Genomic DNA, 18396 nt, shown 5'->3' with positions numbered 1-18396 from the left:
ACTCAGTCGGCGAGCAGCCGGTCCAGCGGGCGCGGCACCCGATCCGGGTCGAGCGCCCGCACGAGCGCCTCGGCGTAGCGCGCCTTGCGCCCGCTCATGGTGCCCAGAAAACGACGCAGTTGCCGCTCGATCGACCGGCCACGTTGGGCGGGCTGGTTCTGGAAGACCCGGAACCGGGCCAGATCCCGCTGGTCCGCGATGACCCGCCGCACGCCGTCGCTGCCCAGGGCGCGGATCAGCTCGTCCTCCAGGTCGGTAACGCAGACCCCGAACCCGAGCGCCTCCATCGCCGACCGGTCCAGGGCGGCACCGAAGCCCGCCTGCTCCAGGCCACGGCGGAAGAAGCCCTCCTCGGCCTCGTCGCACAGCCCCCGTACCGCGACGGCGAGGCCCTGCGACCCGAACAGCCGCAGGTACCGGCCGACGCTCATCGCGCCGCCGAGCGGCACCACGCAGACACCCTCACCGGCGAGGTCACGGTGCCGTCGCTCCGCCAGGGCCTCCACCGCGCGCTGGTCGCTGACCCCCTCGACGAGGACGACCGTACGCAGGCCGGCCGCCGACTCCCGGGCGGCTGCGGCGGCCGTCGCGGCATCGGGGCCGCCGGCCGCCCACAGGTGTACGGCGGCTCGGAAGCGGTCCGGCTCAGGCACGGCACCGAGTCTCGCAACGGTTGGTCCACCCCGCCACCGGATTCATGCCGGATTGGCCGGCGTCGAGTGACCCGGGCAGCCCGACCGGGCGGCGTCTGCCGGCTGGTGGCCAGGTCCACGGCCGTACGTTCCGCGACGTCCGGGACGCCGAAGGCCAGGTGACCATCACGTGTCGGCCGAGTCCGGGACCGTGGCGCGGCGCAGGACCGCCACGGCGCGCGGCGCCAGGACGTCGTTCCCGGAACCGAGCCGTTCACCGTCGACGGCGGAGATGTCGAGGGGCTGCCCAGTACGGTTGATCAGGAACCAGTACGGTCCGCGTACGGCCAGTTCGACGCGACCGCGCAGGCCCGGCGGGAGTTCGCTGTCGAGACCGGCCCGCTTCGCCAGGTCGGCCAAGACGACGGTGAGCCCGGCGGGCCGCAGGCGGGTGGAGACGTAGGCGGCGGATCCGGAACCGACGGCCCGACGGGTGATGGCCGGCCGGCCGGTCTGGCCGCCCTGGCCGTACCGGGCCAGGACCTCGGTCGCGGGGTCCGTGAGGTCGATGCGGTCGGTCCACAGGGTGCCCACCGTGCCGTTGTCGAGCTCGACGCTCTGCTCGTCGGGCAGGGGGGCGAACTCCTCGATCCTGATGCCGAGCAGATCGCGCAGGGCTCCCGGGTATCCGCCGAGCCAGACGTGGTCGTGCTCGTCGACGATGCCGGAGAAGTAGGTGGTAACGAGGTGGCCGCCGTCGGCGACGTAGCCGCGTAGCCGGTCGGCGAGCGCTCCGGGCACGACATGCAGCATCGGGGCGACGAGCAGACCGTAGCGATGCAGCGGCGCGTCGACGGGGACCACGTCGGCGCGGATACCGAGTTCGAGAAAGGCCGTGTACCAATCGAGGGCCTCCTGCCGGTAGCGGAGCCGGTCACTGGGGTGCGCGTCGTGCTCGGCCGTCCACCAGGACTCCCAGTCGAAGACGATGGCCGCGTCGGCCGGCCGGCGCGTGGTGCCGGCCACCTCGGCGAGATCGCGCAGCGTGGCACCGAGATCGGTGACGGCGCGGAAGATGGTGCTGTCGACGCCGGCGTGGGGCAGCATCGCCGAGTGGTACTTCTCCGCGCCCGCCGCGGACTGACGCCATTGGAAGAAGCAGACCGCGTCCGCGCCGTGGGCGACGTGCGTGAGCGAGTCGCGGGCCATCTCGCCGGGCCCCTTGGCGACGTTGATCGGCTGCCAGTTGAGCGCGCTGGTGGAGTGCTCCATGAGATACCACGGCCGTCCGCCGGCCAGGTTCGAGGTGAGGTTGGCGGAGAACGACAGTTCGTCGTGCGCCTGCGGGCCCGGCGTCGTGTAGTGGTCGTTGGCGACGAAGTCGACCTCGGCGGCCCAGTCGGCGTAGTTGAGCGCCTTGGACCAGCCCATGACCATGAAGTTGGTGGTGACGGGTACGTCCGGGGTCACTTCGTACAGCACGGACCGTTCGGCGCGCAGGTGGTCCTTGAGCGCGTCGGAGGAGAACCGTTTGAAGTCCAGTTGCTGCGTCGGGTTGAGGTGCGTGGTCGCCCGCCGTGGTGGCAGGATCTGCGCCCAGTCGCCGTACTGCTGCGACCAGAACGTGGTCGCCCAGGCCCGGTTGAGGGCGTCCAGGCTGCCGTACCGGCGGCGCAGCCAGTCCCGGAACGCGGTCGCGGCGTCGTCGGAGTAGTCGTAGGCGTTGTCACCGCCCAGTTCGTTGTTGACATGCCAAGCGGTCAGCGCCGGGTGGTCGCGGTACCGCTCGGCGAGTGCGCGGGTCAGGCGGAGCGCATGCAGTCGGAAGATCGGCGAGGTCGGCCGCCAGTGCTGCCGGGCGCCGGGCCAGATGGTGCGGCCGTCTCCGTCGACGGGCAGGATCTCCGGGTGCGTCGTGGTCAGCCAGGGCGGCGGGGACGCGGTCGCGGTGGCCAGGTCGACGGCGATGCCGTGGGCGTGCAGCAGGTCCATGACGTCGTCGAGCCACCCGAAGTCCCACACGTCCACCTGCGGCTGGATCCGGGCCCAGGAGAAGATCCCCAAGGAGACGATGTTCACGCCGGCCACCTGCATGGCCCGGACGTCCGCGTCCCAGATGTGGCGTGGCCACTGCTCGGGGTTGTAGTCGGCGCCGAACGCGAGGCGGCTCCGGGACGGGTCCGATGGCCAGCGCAACCATCGATGATTGTGCTGCGGCTGCATGCCGGCTCCTCTTCCGCGGTGCTGTTGTTGATGGTGACGTGGGTCCGGTCGCCGCCGGGTCGGCTGTGCCCCGCTCACCCGGTGAGCGGCTTGGCGGCGAACCTCAGCTTTTCGACCTCGTGGAAGGCCTGGCCCCCTTCGTGCCCGTTGAACGGGTAGACGCGGATCTCCTTCGGTCCGGCGTAGTGGTTGTACGAGGCGTACACGGTCGACGGCGGGCAGGCCGCGTCCATCAGCCCGACGGAGTACAGCGCCGAGGCGCTGGCCCGCTTGGCGTGGTTGACCGTGTCGAAGTACGAGAGCGTCCGCATCACCTGGTCGCGTTGGTCCCGGCGGACCTTGAGATAGCCGGTGATCTCGGCGTACGGCGAGGCGTCGGTGATGGTCAGCGCACGGGGGAAGTCGGCCAGGAACGGGACGTCGGGCATGGCGGCCACCAGACCCGGGACGAGGCCGGCCACGGCGGTGGCGATTCCACCGCCCTGGCTGGTCCCGGCGACGGCCACTCTGCTCGGATCCACCTCGGACAGTTCCCGTACGGCGTCGATGGCCCGGACCCCGTCGGTGAAGACCCGGCGGTAGTAGTAGGTCTCCGGACTGGCGATGCCTCGGGTGGTGAAGCCCGCGATCGCGGGGTCACCAACGGGGTCCGGATCGGGTGTGTCCCCCCTGGGGCCCTTGGCGCCCTGACCTCGGGTGTCCATGATGAAGTGCGCATATCCGGCCATGGCCCACAGCGGTCGTTCGTGTGGCAGGCCGCGGCCACCGCCGTATCCGACGTACTCCACCACGACGGGCAGTGCACCGGTGCGGGTGACGGGCAGGTGCAGCCATGCCTTGACCGGGTTGCCGTCGTAGCCGGCGAAGGTGACGTCAAGGGTGTCGATCAGCGCGAGGCCGTTGTCGACCGGCGTAGCGGTGAGATCGAGAGAATGGGCGCGTGCGTCCTGGAGCGTCGCGGTCCAGAAGCCGTCGAAGTCTTCCGGCTCCGCGATCGCGGGCCGGTAGCTGCGTAGACGGTCTTCGGGCATGTCGAACTGTGCCATGGCATCTCCACGGTTGCTGGGTGGTCGGAAGTCGAGTGGGTCGTCACCACTCGGTGAACGCGCCGTCCGGGCCGCGCCAGACGGGGGAACGGAAGCGGTGGCCTCGTGCCGCCGCCGCGCGCACCGCCTTCTCGTCGACGTCGATGCCGAGGCCGGGCGCGCCGAGACGCTCCACGTGCCCGTCCCGCAACCGCAGGACGTCGGCGTCGACGAGATAGTTCAGGCCGTCCTGGCCGTTGTTGTAGTGGATGCCCAGGGCCTGTTCCTGGATGAGGAAGTTGGGGATGGCCAGGTCGATCTGCAGGCAGGCGGCCAGGGCGATGGGGCCGAGCGGACAGTGCGGGGCCAGGACGGCGTCGTACATCTCGGCGACCGCGGCGATGCGCCGGACCTCGGAGATGCCTCCGGCGTGCGAGAGGTCGGGTTGGACGACGGCCACGCCGGCGTCCAGGACGTCCCGGAACTCGCGCCGGGTGTAGAGCCGCTCGCCGGTGGCGATCGGCAGTGCGGTCGCCGTGACGATCCGGGCGATGTCGCTGGAGTACTCGGGCCGCAGCGGTTCCTCGACGAACAGCGGCACGTACGGCTCCAGCAGTGGCAGGAGGCGACGGCTGGCGGCGATCGAGGCCCGGCCGTGCAGGTCGATCGCCACGTCGTGGTCGGAGCCGATCGCGTCGCGGACCTTGGCCAGGAGATCGACGACCGATCTCAGGCCCGCGGGTGTGTCCAGGAACGCCATCGGGCCCGGCGGTGCGATCTTGACGGCGGTGTATCCGGTCGCGATCGCCGCCGCGGCGTTCTCCGCGACCTGTTCGGCGGTCTCGCCGTACGCCCAGCCGTACATCCGGACGCGGTCGCGTACCGGCCCGCCGAGCAGTTCGTGGACCGGTGCCCCGCGAACCTTGCCGGCGATGTCCCACAGCGCCTGGTCGATGCCGGCGACGGCGCTGGACAGTACGGGGCCGCCGCGGTAGAAGCCACCGCGGGTGAGGACCTGCCAGTGGTCTTCGATGCGCATCGGATCGCTGCCGATGAGCAGGTCGGACAGCTCACCGATGGCGGCCTGGACGGTCTCGGCGCGGCCTTCCACGACCGGTTCGCCCCAGCCGACGACACCGTCATCGGTGGTGATCTTCAGAAAGAGCCAGCGGGGCGCGACGAGGAAGGTCTCCAGACGGTCGATTTTCACGGGGCCACGATCCCGCCGTCGAGGTGCCGTACCTGGGCCGACCACCGTTCGTGGAGGTGCTCCACGGGCGGGTACTTGGCCGCCTCCGCCTCGTCGAGGTCGATTCCCCAGCCGGGTGCGTCCGACGGATAGAGGAAACCGTTGCGGGGTGCGAGCGTGCCCGGGAACACCGCGTGGACGTCGGGTGCGTACTCGTGGCCCTCCTGGACGACGAACGCGGCGCTGGTCACGTCGAGCGCGACGTTCGCCGCCGCGCCGATCGGGGACACGTCGGCCGGCGCGTGCCAGGCGGTGCCGACGCCGTGGAGTTCGCACAGGGCGACGAGTTTGCGCGCCGGGCTCAGGCCGCCGATCGAGGAGAGGTGCAGGCGCAGCAGATCGACGCCGCCACCCGTCACGAGCCGGGCCGCGTCGGCCACCGACGCCACCTGTTCCCCGACCGCGATGGGCATGGGCGCGGCCGCGCGGACCTCGCCCAGCCGGTCGTAGAACTCCGGCGCGATCGGATCCTCCAGGAAGAACAACCGGTACTCCTCGAGCTGGCGGGCAAGTCCGACAGCCTGCTTGACGGTCAGCCGGGAGTGGACGTCGTGCATCAGGTGCGGCTCGGGCCCGAGGGCCGCGCGGGCCTGCGCGAACAGGTCCGGTGTGTCGCGCAGGTAGCGGTGCACGTCCCACCCGCCGGGGTGCGGTGTCCCGGGGTACTCGCCGGGCGTGGCCGGGGCGCCGTAGGTGCCGACACCGGGGCTGCCGACCTGGAGCCGGACGTGCCGGTAGCCCCGGTCGAGCAGGGCGCGGGCCTGCTCCAGGGTGGCGTCGACGGTGGCCCCGCCGGCGTGCAGGTACGTGTCGGCCGCCGCGCGGACCCGCCCGCCGAGCAACTCGTAGACGGGCATGCCGGCCCGTTTGCCGGCGATGTCCCACAGCGCCTGGTCGACGCCGGACAGGGCGTTGTTGGTGACCGGGCCGCTGCGCCAGTACGACGAGAAGTGGACCATGCGGAAGATGTCCTCGATGTCGGCCGGATGGCGGCCGACGAGCAGCGGCGCGACATGACGGTCGACGGTGGCGGCGACCGCGTGGAACCGCTGGGTGAACGTCGCGCAGCCGAGCCCGTACAGGCCGGGATCGTTGGTGTCGACCCGGACGACGACGAGCGGCACGCCCTCCGGGGCGGTGACGATCGACCGGACGCCGGTGATGCGTAGCCGGTCTCGGCCGGGCCAGGGTGCCTGCGTCTCCGGCATGGGGTTGAGGGGCACGAACGTGGTCTCCTGTTCGAGGATCGTTGCGTGGATGGACGGCGACGGCGGACCGTCAGGCGTAGGCCCGCACGGCGATCAGCTGGGCCGAACCGGTGCCGTTGGTGGCGGTGACGACAACCCTGATCCGGTCGGTCACGATCGGGGCCGCGAGACTGTGCGTGCGGCGCCGCTGCCGGTTGTCGGCCACCGACACGAGCGGCTGCCAACCGGTCCCGGCGGCGCGGGCCTCGATCCGGTAGTCGCGCACGAGCGTCGGCATGAGCGTGAACGGCATCCGGTGGTGGGGCAGGTTGATCAGGTCCTCGTTGACGTCGTCGTTGGCGATGACCTCGACCCGGCTCACCGTCACCGGCTCCGCCCAGGTCAGTTGCAACCACGGCGCACCGTCCGTGGCGAGGGGCCGCGACATCCACAGGTGCGGTCCCGCGAAGGGGCGCAGGTACCCGTCGACCACCTTGTCGGCGGAGTAGGCCGCCGTCGGACCGGTGCGCAGGCAGAAGGTCCGCCGGCGCAGGGCCGCGCTCTTCCACTCGAGCACCGGCTGCCGCTCGTCCCGGTCCGTCTTCGGCGGTACGTGGGACAGGGACAGGACGCCGGGGACGGTCGTGTCCGCGACGTGCAGGGTCACGGCGGGGTTGGCCCGTACCCGCAGGAAGGCGTTGCGCGCGGTGGGCGGCGTCCACTGCAGCGGGAGGCGGACCCATTGCCGGACGCCCGCGGCGACCGGGACCCGCGCGGTGTCGACAAGCGTTCCCGGTACGTAGTTCTGGCCGGGGCCGGGATCGTAGAGGTCCACCACGAGCGTCGTGGCCTCGGCCGCGTCGACGAGGAGTTCCGGCCCTACCAGGGCGGGATCGACCGGCAGCACGATGCCGGCGTCGGCGGTCAGCGGCCACTGGGCACCCGGTCCGGCCACGTCGATCCGGTCCAGCGTCGAGGACGCCGTCACCAGCGCCGTGCGGGCCTGATCGGTGGGGTCGGCCGCGGCCACGCCGATGAGCGACGCGTCGGAGCGCAACAGGGTCTGCTGGAGGTGACCCGCGTCGAGTTCGCGTGGGACCACCTTTCCGTCGAGACACAGGGCGGCGGCGGTTCCCGCCGCCTGGCCCAGCGTCGCGCAGGTGGCCATCACCCGGGTCGACCCGAACGCGATGTGGCTGGCCGACACGTTGCGTCCGGCGAACAGCAGGTTGGTGGTGTTCACCGAGTACAGGCACCGGTAGGGGATGGGGTAGACGCCGTCCGGGTGCAGGTGTTTGGAGGCGGCCTCCGTCGCGTACATGCCCTGCGGGGGATGCATGTCGATGGACCAACCGCCGAAGGCGATCTGGTCGGGGAACTCCTTCTGGCCCATGATGTCGTGCTGGGTCAGCACGTAGTCGCCGATGAACCTGCGGTACTCCCGCTTGCCGGGGACGGCCCCGACCCATTCCAGGGTCATCGTGTCCGCGTCGAACCGGCCCGAGTTCTTGATGTGGTCCCAGATGCCGTAGATGACCGACCACAGTTCGTCCCGGATGACGTCGTTGTCGTGGACGGTGTCCAGCTCCCCGCCGTACTCGATCCACCAGTACGCGGTGCCGTTGTCACCGGCCCGGATGATGCGTCGCTGCGGGATGCTGGTCTGCGTGATGTCCTTGGCGAACGACGGCGCCACGTAGGTGACCGGCTCACCGGCGTCCTTGGTGTAGAAGAGCAGGGTGCTGCCGAGGGTGATGTCGTCGGCCTCGGCGGGCGCCCAGGGTTCGCCGTACTCGCCGCTGGCCTCGCGGCCGATGCGGTACTCGGCGCCGGCCAGGTGTCCGACCAGTCCGTCGCCGGTGCAGTCGAGGAAGATCGGCGACGAGAAGTGGATGAGCCGTTCCGAGCCCATCATCCATCCGGTGACGGTGTGGATCTGCCGCGCCTCGGGCGGCCCGTCCGCCTCGACGTCGCGGACGTCGGTGTTGAGATACAGCGAGATGTTCGGTTCCGCCCGTACGGCGTCGAGCACGACCGTGTCCCACAGGTACGGGTTGCCCTGCGGGTTGCGGTACTGGTTCTCCACGAACAGCTCACCCATGATCCCGCCTTCGCGGGCGTAGTGGTTGTCGCCGTGGCTCGTGGCCCCGACCACCCAGACCCGCACCTCGCTGCTGGAGTTGCCGCCCAGCACCGGCCGGTTGTTGATCAGCGCGACCGTCCGGCCGAGGCGGGCGGCGGCGATGGCCGCGCACACACCCGCCAGACCACCGCCCACCACGGTGATGTCGTGTCCGGCGTGTTCAACACGCATGGTGATGAGCCTCCGTCGGTGTCACTTGAGCCCCGTGCGGCTCAGTGCGGACAGGAACTGGCGCTGGAACACGAGGAACACGATGATCATCGGTACGACCGAGGAGGTGGCCGCGGCCATCGACAGCCCACCGGCGAGGCCGCCGTCGCCGTCGACGAAACGGGTCAGGCCGACGGGGAGCGTGTAGTTCTCGTCGGTGGAGAGCATGATCAGCGGCGTCTCGTAGCTGTTCCACGACCAGACGAAGCCGAGAATCGCCAGTGCGGCGAGGACGGGCTTCGCCATCGGCAGGTAGATGCGCCAGTAGATCGACCACTCGCCGGCGCCGTCGATGCGTGCGGCCTCGGCCAGTTCCCCGGGTACGGCGGAGAAGTGCTGGCGCATCAGGAAGGTGCCGAAGACGGTGAACATGCTCGGCAGGATCAGCGCCCACAGGGTGTCGTACAGGCCGACGGCCTGGAAGAACATGAACCGGGGCACGAGCAGCAACTGGGTCGGCACGATCGAGGTCGCGATGTAGAGCAGGAAGAGGCGGTCGCGACCTTTGAACCGCATGCGGGCGAAGGCGTACCCGGCCAGGGAGGACGTGAACAGCTCGCCGGCGACGGCGACGGTCGCCACGATCAGGGAGTTGGCGAAGTAACGCAGCAGGGGTGGGTCGCCGGCCCACACGTCCGCGTAGTTGACCCACCGAACCGGGTCGGGAATCCACGTCACCGGAAGCGTGAACACGTCGATGTTGCGTTTGAGCGAAGCCGAGATCATCCACAACAGCGGGAGGGCGAAGAGCACGGCGATCGCCCACATGACGACGCTCAGCAACCAGGTGCGCAGGGTCCGGTCAGTACGGCTGCGGGTCATGTGTAGAGCCCCCGTCCCTTCTGGAACCGCCACAGCACCAGCGTCAGCAGCAGTACCGCGGCGAACGTGACGACGCCGATCGCTGCGGCGTAGCCGAACTTGTAGGCCTGGAATCCGGACTGGTACATGTAGTAGGCGAGCACGGTGGTGGACTCCCCCGGGCCGCCGCCGGTCAGGAAGGCGATCAACCCGAACCCCTGTGACGTGCCGATGAACGACGTGATCGCCAGGAAGACGGTGGTCGGCATGAGGCTCGGCCACGTGATGGTGCGGAACCGACGCCACGCGCCGGCGCCGTCGATCATCGCCGCCTCGTGCAGGTCCTGGGGCAGCTCCTGGAGAGCGGCCAGGTAGATCACCGCTTGGTAGCCCATGCCGGCCCACACCTGGATGAGCACGAGCGCCGGCAGAGCCCAGTCCTCGGACACCAGCCAGGTCGGCGGCTCGGACAGACCCAGGAACCGCAGGGCCTGGTTGAGCAGCCCGGCGCTGGGGTTGAGCACGAGCAGCCAGACCATACCGATGGCGACCGTGTTGACCATGCTGGGTACGAAGAACACGACCCGCAGCGCGGCCCGGCCGACCAGCGGTCGGTTGAGGGCCAGCGCGAGCAGCAGGCCGAACGCGATCGACAGCGGAACGCCGAGGCCGGCGAAGAACACCGTGCGGCCCAGGGCTTTCCAGAACTTGGGGTCGGCGAACAGCTCCGTGAAGTTGTCCAGGCCCACCCACTCGATCCCGCCCAGGCCGGACAGCACGTTCCAACGCGTGAACGCGATGCCCAGCCCGGCCAGCATCGGACCGAGGGTGAAGGCGATCAGTCCGATGAGATTGGGAGCGATGAACAACCACGGCAACCAGGAACGGACCCCGGCGGGCCGGCGCTTCTTCTCCCGTACGACGGGCGGTACCGGTGACCGGGCCGACCCAACCAGAGTCTGCATGTGTCTCTAGGCCGCCTTTTTGATCGCGGCGTCGCACTGTTCCCTGGCGGTCCGGGCCCACTGGTCGATGCTGATGTTCCCGAGCAGGACCCGCTGGTTGAGCCCGTTCATGATCGTGGAGATCTCCGCGTGCGCCGTCTGGATGGCGTCCACGGGAATCCGCGCGTCCGAGGTCAGCAGGTTGGTGACCAGCGACTGCTCGTCGAACAGCTTCGCGGCGTCGGGTCCGCCCAGATCGGCGGCCAGTTTGGCGGTGTCGCCCCCGGGCAGCGACGGGAGCCGGCCGCCGGGCACCATGTGTGCCGCGCCTTCGCCGAGCCAGAACTGCAGGAGCGTGAAGGCGGCGTCCTGGTGCTTGGACTTCTTGGTGATGGCCACGTTGTCGCCGTAGGCACCGGTGTTCCAGAACTGCGCGCCCTTCTGCGGCGCCGGCATCGGCAGCAGAACGGTCTTGAAGTCGTGCGGATACTCCTTGGTGTCCTTGATATAGCGCAGGACGAACGGCTGGGAGATCCACATCGCGACCTTCCCCGTGAGGAACGGGGTCTGGGCGAACGCGTCCCACTTCTGCGCGACGATCTCGGTCATCGGGACGGCGGACTTCTCGGCCATCATGTCCAGCCGGAGCTGGAAGTTCTCCCGGAACGCCGGGTGGTCGAAGTTGGACTCGCGGCCGCCGGGCTTGTAGGTGAAGTCCGGGCCGAGCTGCTGGCGGGCAAGGTCCGGCGGGATGAGACACCCGTACACGCCGTTGCCGGAGAGCTGCTTCGCGATCGCCCGGAAGTCGGCGGTCGTCCAGTCCGCCGGGATGGTGACGCCGGCCCTGTCGAGCAGGCTCTTGTTCGCCAGCACCGTCTCCACGCTGCGGCTGGCCGGAGCGGAGTACGCCTTACCGTCGAAGAAGTAGTTGCTGGCCGGATTCGCGCCGGGGGCGAAGGCCTTCAACACCGGGTCACCGGAGAGCCGGTCGGTGAGGTCGGTGAGCAGACCCGCCTCGACGCGCTTGGCCAGGGCCGAGCGCGCGTACGACACGACCACGTCGATGTCGAGACCGCCCTGCAGCGCGGTGTCGAGCTTGAGGTTGCCCTGATCGTCGTTGACGAAACGGGTGTACTTGACCTTGATGTTCGGGTGCTTCGCGGTGAACGCGGCGAACAGGGCGTCGGGGCCGTTCTCCGCAGGCACTCCGCCCCAGACGTTGAGGGTCACCGTGCCGGCGTCACCGGAGTCGTCCTTGCCGCAGGCCGCGAGGAGGGCGGCGGAACCCAGTCCGGCCGCGCCGGCGAGCAGGCGCCGGCGGCTGATCGTACGTGTCATGGCGTCACTTCCTGAGCTGAGAATGGTGGCTGTCCGGGTGGGGACAGTGGATAGCGGTGCTCGGGGGTGAAGCCGAGCAGCCGCGCGGCTCGGCCGGTGTCGATGGCGACGCTCCGGCCGGTCAGTCGCGTCCGCCGGGGCACCCCCGGTAGGTGTTCGTCCAGCAGCGCCTCCGTATCGGTGGCGCTCAGGGTGTCCGGCGCGGCGACGAACACCGCGTGGAATCCGGTCACGGGGGCGGTGAGGGCCAACAGGCCGGCGCGGGCGGCGTCGCGGGTGTCCAGGTACGCCCACAGTTCGTTGGCCCCCCACGACGGGTGTTCGACGTAGTTGCGGGCGTACTTCTCGAACTGATCGCCGGGACCGCCGAGCAGCGGCAGGCGCAGGGCGACGACGGCCATCCCGTGCCGGCGGGCCATCATGGCGCCGATCGCCTCGTCGGTCTGCTTCGACAGCGCGTACGGGTCGGCCACCTGCAGCGGCAGATCCTCGTCGATGGGCAGGTAGGCCGGTGTCTGCGGGTGCGGCGACCAGGGCAGACCGGTCACCGACAGGCTGCTGGCGATGACGGCCCGGCGGACGCCCCGCTGAGCCGCCTCCTCCAGCACGGTGAACGTCGCCTGGGTGTTGGTGGTGAACACCTCGTGCGGTGTGCCCAGGGTGGGCGCGGGGATGGCCGCGCAGTGGAAGACGGCGTCGACCTCCGCGAGGGCGTCGCGTACCACGATCGGGTCCCCGGCGGATCCGGTCACCATCCGGCCCGCCCGGGTGTCGCCCGGGTCGTGCAGGTCGAGACCGGTGGTGGGGATGAGTCGGTCGGCGAGCAGCGTCAGGGCCGCCCGGCCCAACCGTCCGGCCGCACCGGTGACCAGGACCCGCCGGGGCCCGCTCACGGCGCCATCACCTGCACCGGCCGGAACTCCGCGGTGTTCTTGGCCAGGACGATGCCGCCGCCCCACTGGATCCAGCCGGCCCGGCCGATGCCGTCGTCGTCATCGTTGACCACGAAGGACAGGGCGACCGGTGCGGTGGGCGGACCGCTGAGCCCGAGTGCGGACCAGGGCACCGACACGCGGTAGGAGGTGGTGGTCCCGTTCCGGACGATCGCCGCCGTCGCGCCCGGCGTCGCCCCGGCCACGCCGCCGGCTGGCGGCGTGAAGGTGTACACGGCCGGACCGGTGCCCAGCAGCGCCGCGCCGATCTCGACGCGGGCGGTCGACCGCCCCGGAAGGTCGGGGCTGACCGCCAGTTGGATGGAGTCGCCGTCCCACATGCTGCCGGCCGTCTTCGTCTGGGCGTGGACGTTGTCGGTCACTTCGGCCGTCAACCAGAGGGCGTCCGCGGTGCGGGTGAGCTTGACCGTGCCCGACAGGTCCGACGTGCCGCCGTAGGGAACCCGCCGGTAGTCGACCGCGCCGTCGGCCGCCAGATTCACGGGTACGACCGTGTTCTGTCCGTCGGCCTCGATCGGGTTGAAGCCGACGGTCCCACCGGCACGGAACGCGCCCAACTGTGTCGTGTCGACGCGCACCGACATGTCGTAGGACTTCCACGGGACGATCCCCGCGACCGGTATGTCGACCGAGGTGACCGAGTTCGGCGGTACCGGGGCGACGCCGGTGACCGTGCCGCTCTGCGTCCCCACCGTCCACGCGATCTGTGCGACGTCCAGGGCCGTGGCCGACTTGTTGTTGGTGATCTTCACCCGCAGCGACCCGCCGAGCGGCCCGACCGACGTCACGATCGGATCGACGGTCGCCACGACCGGATCGGTGATCATCGCGTCGTCGCGCAGCACCATCGACGCCGATCCGCCGGACCCGGCCCGCACGTGTACCGTTCGCGGACCCTTCACCGTGCTGCCGGGAACGGTGACGGTCTTCGTCCCCACCTGCCCGGCCGGCGCGTACACCGGGTAGGTGCTGTCCTCGATCTGGAAGTTGGTCCACGTGCCTCCACCACCGTGGGTCCGGTCCACCTTCAGCGTCACCGGGATGTCGTCGCCGACCGCGACCGTGTCCGGAACCGAGACGGAGTAGACCTTCGGGTTGCTCACCGCGAGGGCCGTCGGCTTGCCCCTGGTGAAGACCGGGTGCTCGGTCAGGTCCAGCGTCACCTTGCCCTGTAGGGGTTCCAGGGTGTTCGACCGGCCGTAGGCGTTGGTGACCGTGACGGGGGTGGTGGTGCTCAGCTCCACCTGCGTCGGTGTGGTCGCCCACATCACCCGGACCGGCGTCTTGCCGGCCCCGCCGGCGAACTCGTACGAGTAGACACCCGAGCCCAGGTTGTCGGCGGCACGGAAATCAAGACCGGCGAGCTGGCGGATCAGCACCGACTGCGTGACCAGCGCCGGCTTCGGGGCGTAGGCGTTCATCCCGAGGTACCCGGGACGGCGCATCACGCCGAAGTTGTACTCCTGGTTCGACGCGGTCGTGCCGTCGTTGAGGAAGTCGTACCAGTAGTAGCGGCTGGCCCCGTTCGCCACGGCCAGGCTCGCCGTGCGGACCAGGTAGTCGCCCTGCTGCAGTTCGGTGACGCCACCGTTGGTGTGGGTCGGGTATCCGTTCTCGGTGATGTCGATCGGCATGTCGCGACCGTTGTTGTAACGGCGGATCAGGTCCTTGAACGTCGGGATCAGGGTCACGCCGCGGACCTCCGGCGGGGCCGGGAAGCCGTAGAGGTGCGCGCTGAAGCGGTCCATGTACTGCAGGCCGCCGATCTGGAACAGCTCCTCCCACCACGTGGGTCCGCCGCCGGCCGGCGCGACGACCTCGGCCTGCGGGTGGTCGGCCTTCACCTTGGCGTAGGTCGCCTGCAACAGAGGCAGGTAGCACTGCGGGGTACGACCGCACAGGCCGTTGTTGAAGCCCCCGTCGAACTCGTTGTACACCTCGACCTTGTTGGTACCGGAGAGGGTGAGCATCGCCGAGGCGTAGGCGGCTAAGGCGGCGTGGCCCTCCGGCGTGCTCGGCGTCTTCCCGCCGTCGTAGAGCGGATTGGCGAACGCCGCGACCAGCAGCGGCTCCATGCCGTTGGCGGCCAGCCCGTTGAGGAACGGTGCGCCGTAGGTGGGCATGGTGTAGGTGCCGGCGGTCTTCTCCACGTGCTGCCAGGACAGGGCGTCGCGGACGTGGGTGTAACCGACCTTCGCCATCGTGGGAATGAGACTGGCCGGGTCGCTCTGCGAGAAGTGGGTCCCGACTCCCCATGGCGCCCCGGGCCTGCGGGCGTCGGCGGGAAGCGCGTCCAGCAGCGCCACCGGTGTGTACCGGGTGACCGGGAGTCCGCCCACCTCGGCCGTGACGCCGAGGGTGTAGTAGCCGGGCTTGACCGTGGCGAGGTTGACCGTCGCGGCGCCACCGGACACCGCGGCCGTGCCGCTGGCCGCCGGCACCCCCTGCTCGTCGGCGACCGACCAGCTCACGCTGGCCGCGCTGGAGGTCACCGGGATGGTCCGCGGCTCGGATCCGCTGAAGACCAGGTTCGTCGCGGTGATGCGCACCGCCTCGGCGGTGCTGAAGCTGACCGAGACGTCGGAGACGCACAGGTCGGTGGCCGACCGCCCGAGCCGGCTGTCCCACGAGGCGATGCGGAAGTCGGCGCCGGACGGCAGATCGCCCTTGAACTCGGCGTCGGGCAACTGGAAGACGTAGGAACGCCAGACGTTCCCGCCGGTCAGCGGGACGGCGTCGCCGGCCCGGTTCTGCCCCGTGCCGTCGTACTGGATCGTGAAGTGTCCGGGGCCGGCGTCGAAGTAGCTGACCTTGACGAACGCGTACCCGGTGGTGGCCGGCTGTCGGGCGGCGTCGACCCGGAAGTACAGGAAGTCATTGGTGATCGGCGTCTGCGTGGTGGTCCAGCAGGGGCGACCGCCCCGCTCGGTGGCCGCCGCGGAGATCTGGCCGGAGGCGTCGCCGGGATTGCCGGCCATGCCGTTCCACTGTGGAGGCGCCGAGAGCACCGCGGAGGCCGCGGCGGCGTCGGCGAACGCTGGCGGCGCGACGCCGATCATGGGTAGACCGATGAGAACGGCCAGTCCGGCCGCGACGTGCGTGCGCCACCTGTGGCGGCGCACGTTCGAGGGTCGTGTCAAGTTCGTCACCTCTCGGCTCAGCCACGGTCCGCTCGTTGGCGAATCGTCGTCCCGTGACTTGGGCGCGTGGCGAGCCGACCGGCTCGCCACGGTTCGCAGCATGTGGCGCCTTTCCGTCCATGGCGGCAACCCGCCGGGACCCACCCCGTGATGTGAGAAACCGACCCGGGCAGCACTCATCGCGCCTGCTCTAGCAGGGTCGACTGCGGCGACCAGGCGGGATCGTTGGTCAAGTGCGGCGAGCGTAATGGTGCAGTAATAGCACCGTCAAGACACTCCGTCGAAACTTACGCGACACGATCCCGTAGCGTCGGCGCTCAGAGTGATGCTATAAATGCAACATGCTGCCGTCTCAGCCGAACAAGTCGCTCCAGGATGGGCTCGACTGCCTGCAGTTGCTGGCCAGCTCCGCTGAGGCCCTCGGCTCACGCGAGGTCGCACGACGACTCGGGCTGGAGCCGTCACGGGCGAACCGGCTGCTCAAGACCCTCGCGCACATCCGGCTGATCGAACAGGACGAGCGGCGCCGCTATCGTCCCGGCCCGGGAATCCATGCCCTGGCCGCGCAGAGCCTCTTCGGGTCCGGCCTGATCCGCCGGGCGCTCGGGCCCCTCGGCGAGCTGCACGTCCACGGTCACACCGTGGCCATGGGTGTGCTCTGGCGCGACCAGATGTCGTACCTCTACCACGCCGACCCGGGCATGGACACCAGCACGGCCCTCGGCCGGATCGGCCTGTTCCCGGTCGCCCGGTCCGGGCTCGGGATGGCCCTCCTGGCCGACCAGGACGACGAGAACGTCCGCGCCATGTGGGCGACCAGCGCGAACGAGATACCGGTCGAGCAGGTCCTCGCCGATCTTGCGGAGATCCGCGAAGCCGGTTTCGCCCTGCGCTCCGGCAAGACCGAACGCACCGTCGCCGTCACCGTCGGCTCGGCACCGTACGCCGCGATCGGCATGTCCGGCCGTTTTCCCGACGCGCACCTACCTGAACTCGTCAGCGCGCTGCGCCACGCGGCGGAGAAGATAGACAAGAAGGGCTGAGGCGCAGCAGAAGCAAGACGCCCGTTACCGGAGATCCGATAACGGGCGAGCTGACGTGCTCAAAGAGATGGTGGGCGATACTGGGTTTGAACCAGTGACCTCTTCCGTGTCAGGGAAGCGCGCTCCCACTGCGCCAATCGCCCATGGTGCCCGCTCAACCCGGCGGTCAGGCCCGTCGAGACGGATCGCGAGCGGACGACGGGATTCGAACCCGCGACCCTCACCTTGGCAAGGTGATGCGCTACCAGCTGCGCTACGTCCGCACGTCCCCGGCTACCGCCGGCAACGGAGCGAACTCTACCCGATGCCAAGATCGGCCGGCGCGGGGCCCTCGGGCGACCGCGATTGCGCTGCTCGACGGCGGGGTACTGATGAACCTCGACAGCACACCACACCCCCTAAGGAGGCTGTCGTGGGTATCGGCACCAGCATCTTCCTGATCGCGCTCGGCGCGATTCTCACCTTCGCCCTCGACGCGAGCGTCGGCGGCATCAACCTCGACGTGGTCGGCTGGATCCTGATGGGCGCCGGCGTCCTCGGTCTGATCATGACGGCGTTGATCTTCCAGCGCCGCCGTGGCGCGGTCGTGACCACCACCGAGCAGCCGGTCGAGTACCGCCGGGTCGAGGAGCGGCGGGACATCGCCCCGCCGCTGTGAAGGGCTCGGATGAAACGGGCCGGCGACCTCCTCGCGAGGGTGCCGGCCCGTTTCCGTTTCCGCTGGCCAGGCCCGGCACGCGCCCGCGTTACGATCGCGCTCATGGAGTCCCTCGACACGGTGCTGGCCGCCCACCGGTCGTACCTGCTCGGTTGGAACATCGGCGCGGGCGGTGGCCCGGACCTGCCGACCTACCGCAGTGACGTGCCGCACGCCACCCTCAACGGGGTGCTGCGGGTGGCCGGGCCGACGCCCGGCGAGGCGCTCGTCGAGGCCCGGCGACGCCTGCGGGGCGTACCCCGAATCTGGTGGGTCGGGCCGGACAGCGACGTCGGCACCGCCGACGGTCTGGTCGCCCTCGGCGCGACCGAGGTCGCCCGCATGCCGATCATGACGAGGGCGCTCACCACGGCGGCCGGGGCCCCGACGGCCACCGGCGTGCACATCACCGAGACCGACGACCTCGACGCCTTCGTCACGGCCTACGCCCGGGTGTCCGGCATCCCGGCCGAGGGTGTCCCGGCGACGATCGAACGGGAGAAGGCGTTCAGTGGCGACGGCACGGTGATCCGGCTGGCAGGTCGCCTCCCCGACGGCCGAATCGTCGGCACGGCTGTCGCCTGGCTCAGCCACGGTCTGGTCACCCTCTACTTCGTGGGCACCCAGCCCGAGCAGCGCCGGCAGGGCATCGGCACCGCCATGACCCGGGCCGCGCTCGACCTGGCCCGGGAGCGGGGCGCCCACACGGCGGCCCTCACCTCGTCCCCCGTCGGCGAGGGAATCTACCGCCGCCTCGGCTTCCGGCCGGTGGGCGAGTTCCGGCTGTTGACCTTCTGACCGGTCGACGGCG

Annotated in this window: 14 protein-coding genes and 2 tRNA genes; 3 read left to right on the top strand and 13 right to left on the bottom strand. The window is 70.2% G+C overall.

Annotated elements, in window-relative coordinates; all coding sequences use genetic code 11:
• Window positions 1-2 precede the first annotated feature (2 nt).
• The 11 genes from AB0I89_RS09810 to AB0I89_RS09760 form a co-directional block, all read right to left on the bottom strand.
• Window positions 3-653, bottom strand: coding sequence for a TOPRIM nucleotidyl transferase/hydrolase domain-containing protein (locus AB0I89_RS09810; RefSeq protein WP_357123021.1), 651 nt, complete (start codon window positions 651-653; stop codon window positions 3-5).
• Between the two features lie 165 nt (window positions 654-818).
• Window positions 819-2855, bottom strand: a complete 2037-nt coding sequence (locus AB0I89_RS09805) for a beta-galactosidase (protein ID WP_357123018.1) — start codon at window positions 2853-2855, stop codon at window positions 819-821.
• 74 nt (window positions 2856-2929) lie between these two features.
• Window positions 2930-3901: an acetylxylan esterase gene (locus AB0I89_RS09800; protein WP_357123015.1), complete on the bottom strand. Its 972-nt coding sequence runs from the start codon at window positions 3899-3901 to the stop codon at window positions 2930-2932.
• A 43-nt stretch (window positions 3902-3944) separates the two neighbouring features.
• Complete coding sequence (gene dgoD, locus AB0I89_RS09795) at window positions 3945-5090, bottom strand: galactonate dehydratase (RefSeq protein ID WP_357123012.1); 1146 nt, start codon at window positions 5088-5090, stop codon at window positions 3945-3947.
• Complete coding sequence (locus AB0I89_RS09790) at window positions 5087-6352, bottom strand: enolase C-terminal domain-like protein (protein ID WP_357123009.1); 1266 nt, start codon at window positions 6350-6352, stop codon at window positions 5087-5089. The genes dgoD and AB0I89_RS09790 overlap by 4 nt, the downstream gene beginning before the upstream one ends.
• A gap of 55 nt (window positions 6353-6407) precedes the next feature.
• Window positions 6408-8630 carry an FAD-dependent oxidoreductase gene (locus AB0I89_RS09785; protein WP_357123006.1) on the bottom strand — a complete coding sequence of 741 codons (2223 nt, stop codon included), beginning with the start codon at window positions 8628-8630 and terminating at the stop codon, window positions 6408-6410.
• 21 nt (window positions 8631-8651) lie between these two features.
• Window positions 8652-9491: a carbohydrate ABC transporter permease gene (locus AB0I89_RS09780; protein ID WP_357123003.1), complete on the bottom strand. Its 840-nt coding sequence runs from the start codon at window positions 9489-9491 to the stop codon at window positions 8652-8654.
• On the bottom strand, window positions 9488-10435 hold the full coding sequence (locus tag AB0I89_RS09775; RefSeq protein WP_357123000.1) for a sugar ABC transporter permease: 948 nt from the start codon (window positions 10433-10435) through the stop codon (window positions 9488-9490). The genes AB0I89_RS09780 and AB0I89_RS09775 overlap by 4 nt, the downstream gene beginning before the upstream one ends.
• A gap of 6 nt (window positions 10436-10441) precedes the next feature.
• Complete coding sequence (locus AB0I89_RS09770; protein WP_357122996.1) at window positions 10442-11752, bottom strand: extracellular solute-binding protein; 1311 nt, start codon at window positions 11750-11752, stop codon at window positions 10442-10444.
• Window positions 11749-12645 carry an NAD(P)-dependent oxidoreductase gene (locus AB0I89_RS09765; protein WP_357122993.1) on the bottom strand — a complete coding sequence of 299 codons (897 nt, stop codon included), beginning with the start codon at window positions 12643-12645 and terminating at the stop codon, window positions 11749-11751. Before AB0I89_RS09765 ends, AB0I89_RS09770 begins: the two co-directional genes overlap by 4 nt.
• Entirely contained in the window at window positions 12642-15845 is a 3204-nt protein-coding gene (locus tag AB0I89_RS09760) for a sugar-binding protein (RefSeq protein ID WP_357122990.1), read from the bottom strand. The genes AB0I89_RS09765 and AB0I89_RS09760 overlap by 4 nt, the downstream gene beginning before the upstream one ends.
• Window positions 15846-16186: 341 nt before the next feature.
• Here AB0I89_RS09760 and AB0I89_RS09755 point away from each other — a divergent pair, with 341 nt between their 5' ends.
• Window positions 16187-16888: a helix-turn-helix domain-containing protein gene (locus tag AB0I89_RS09755; RefSeq protein ID WP_357122987.1), complete on the top strand. Its 702-nt coding sequence runs from the start codon at window positions 16187-16189 to the stop codon at window positions 16886-16888.
• Between the two features lie 68 nt (window positions 16889-16956).
• Here the strand turns inward: AB0I89_RS09755 and AB0I89_RS09750 are convergent.
• A tRNA-Val gene (locus AB0I89_RS09750) sits at window positions 16957-17031 on the bottom strand.
• Window positions 17032-17078: 47 nt separating this feature from the next.
• Window positions 17079-17151: transfer RNA gene (locus AB0I89_RS09745), tRNA-Gly, on the bottom strand.
• A gap of 149 nt (window positions 17152-17300) precedes the next feature.
• Here AB0I89_RS09745 and AB0I89_RS09740 point away from each other — a divergent pair.
• Together AB0I89_RS09740 and AB0I89_RS09735 are read left to right on the top strand one after the other, a co-directional pair.
• Window positions 17301-17546, top strand: a complete 246-nt coding sequence (locus AB0I89_RS09740) for a DUF6458 family protein (RefSeq protein WP_357122984.1) — start codon at window positions 17301-17303, stop codon at window positions 17544-17546.
• Between the two features lie 102 nt (window positions 17547-17648).
• Window positions 17649-18383: a GNAT family N-acetyltransferase gene (locus tag AB0I89_RS09735; protein WP_357122981.1), complete on the top strand. Its 735-nt coding sequence runs from the start codon at window positions 17649-17651 to the stop codon at window positions 18381-18383.
• The last annotated feature ends 13 nt before the right edge of the window (window positions 18384-18396 follow it).

The sequence above is a fragment of the Micromonospora sp. NPDC049801 genome (assembly GCF_040656575.1).
Lineage (GTDB): Bacteria > Actinomycetota > Actinomycetes > Mycobacteriales > Micromonosporaceae > Micromonospora.
The sequence above is the reverse complement of the archived record's forward strand: the minus strand, read 5'-3'. Positions and strand labels throughout refer to the sequence as shown.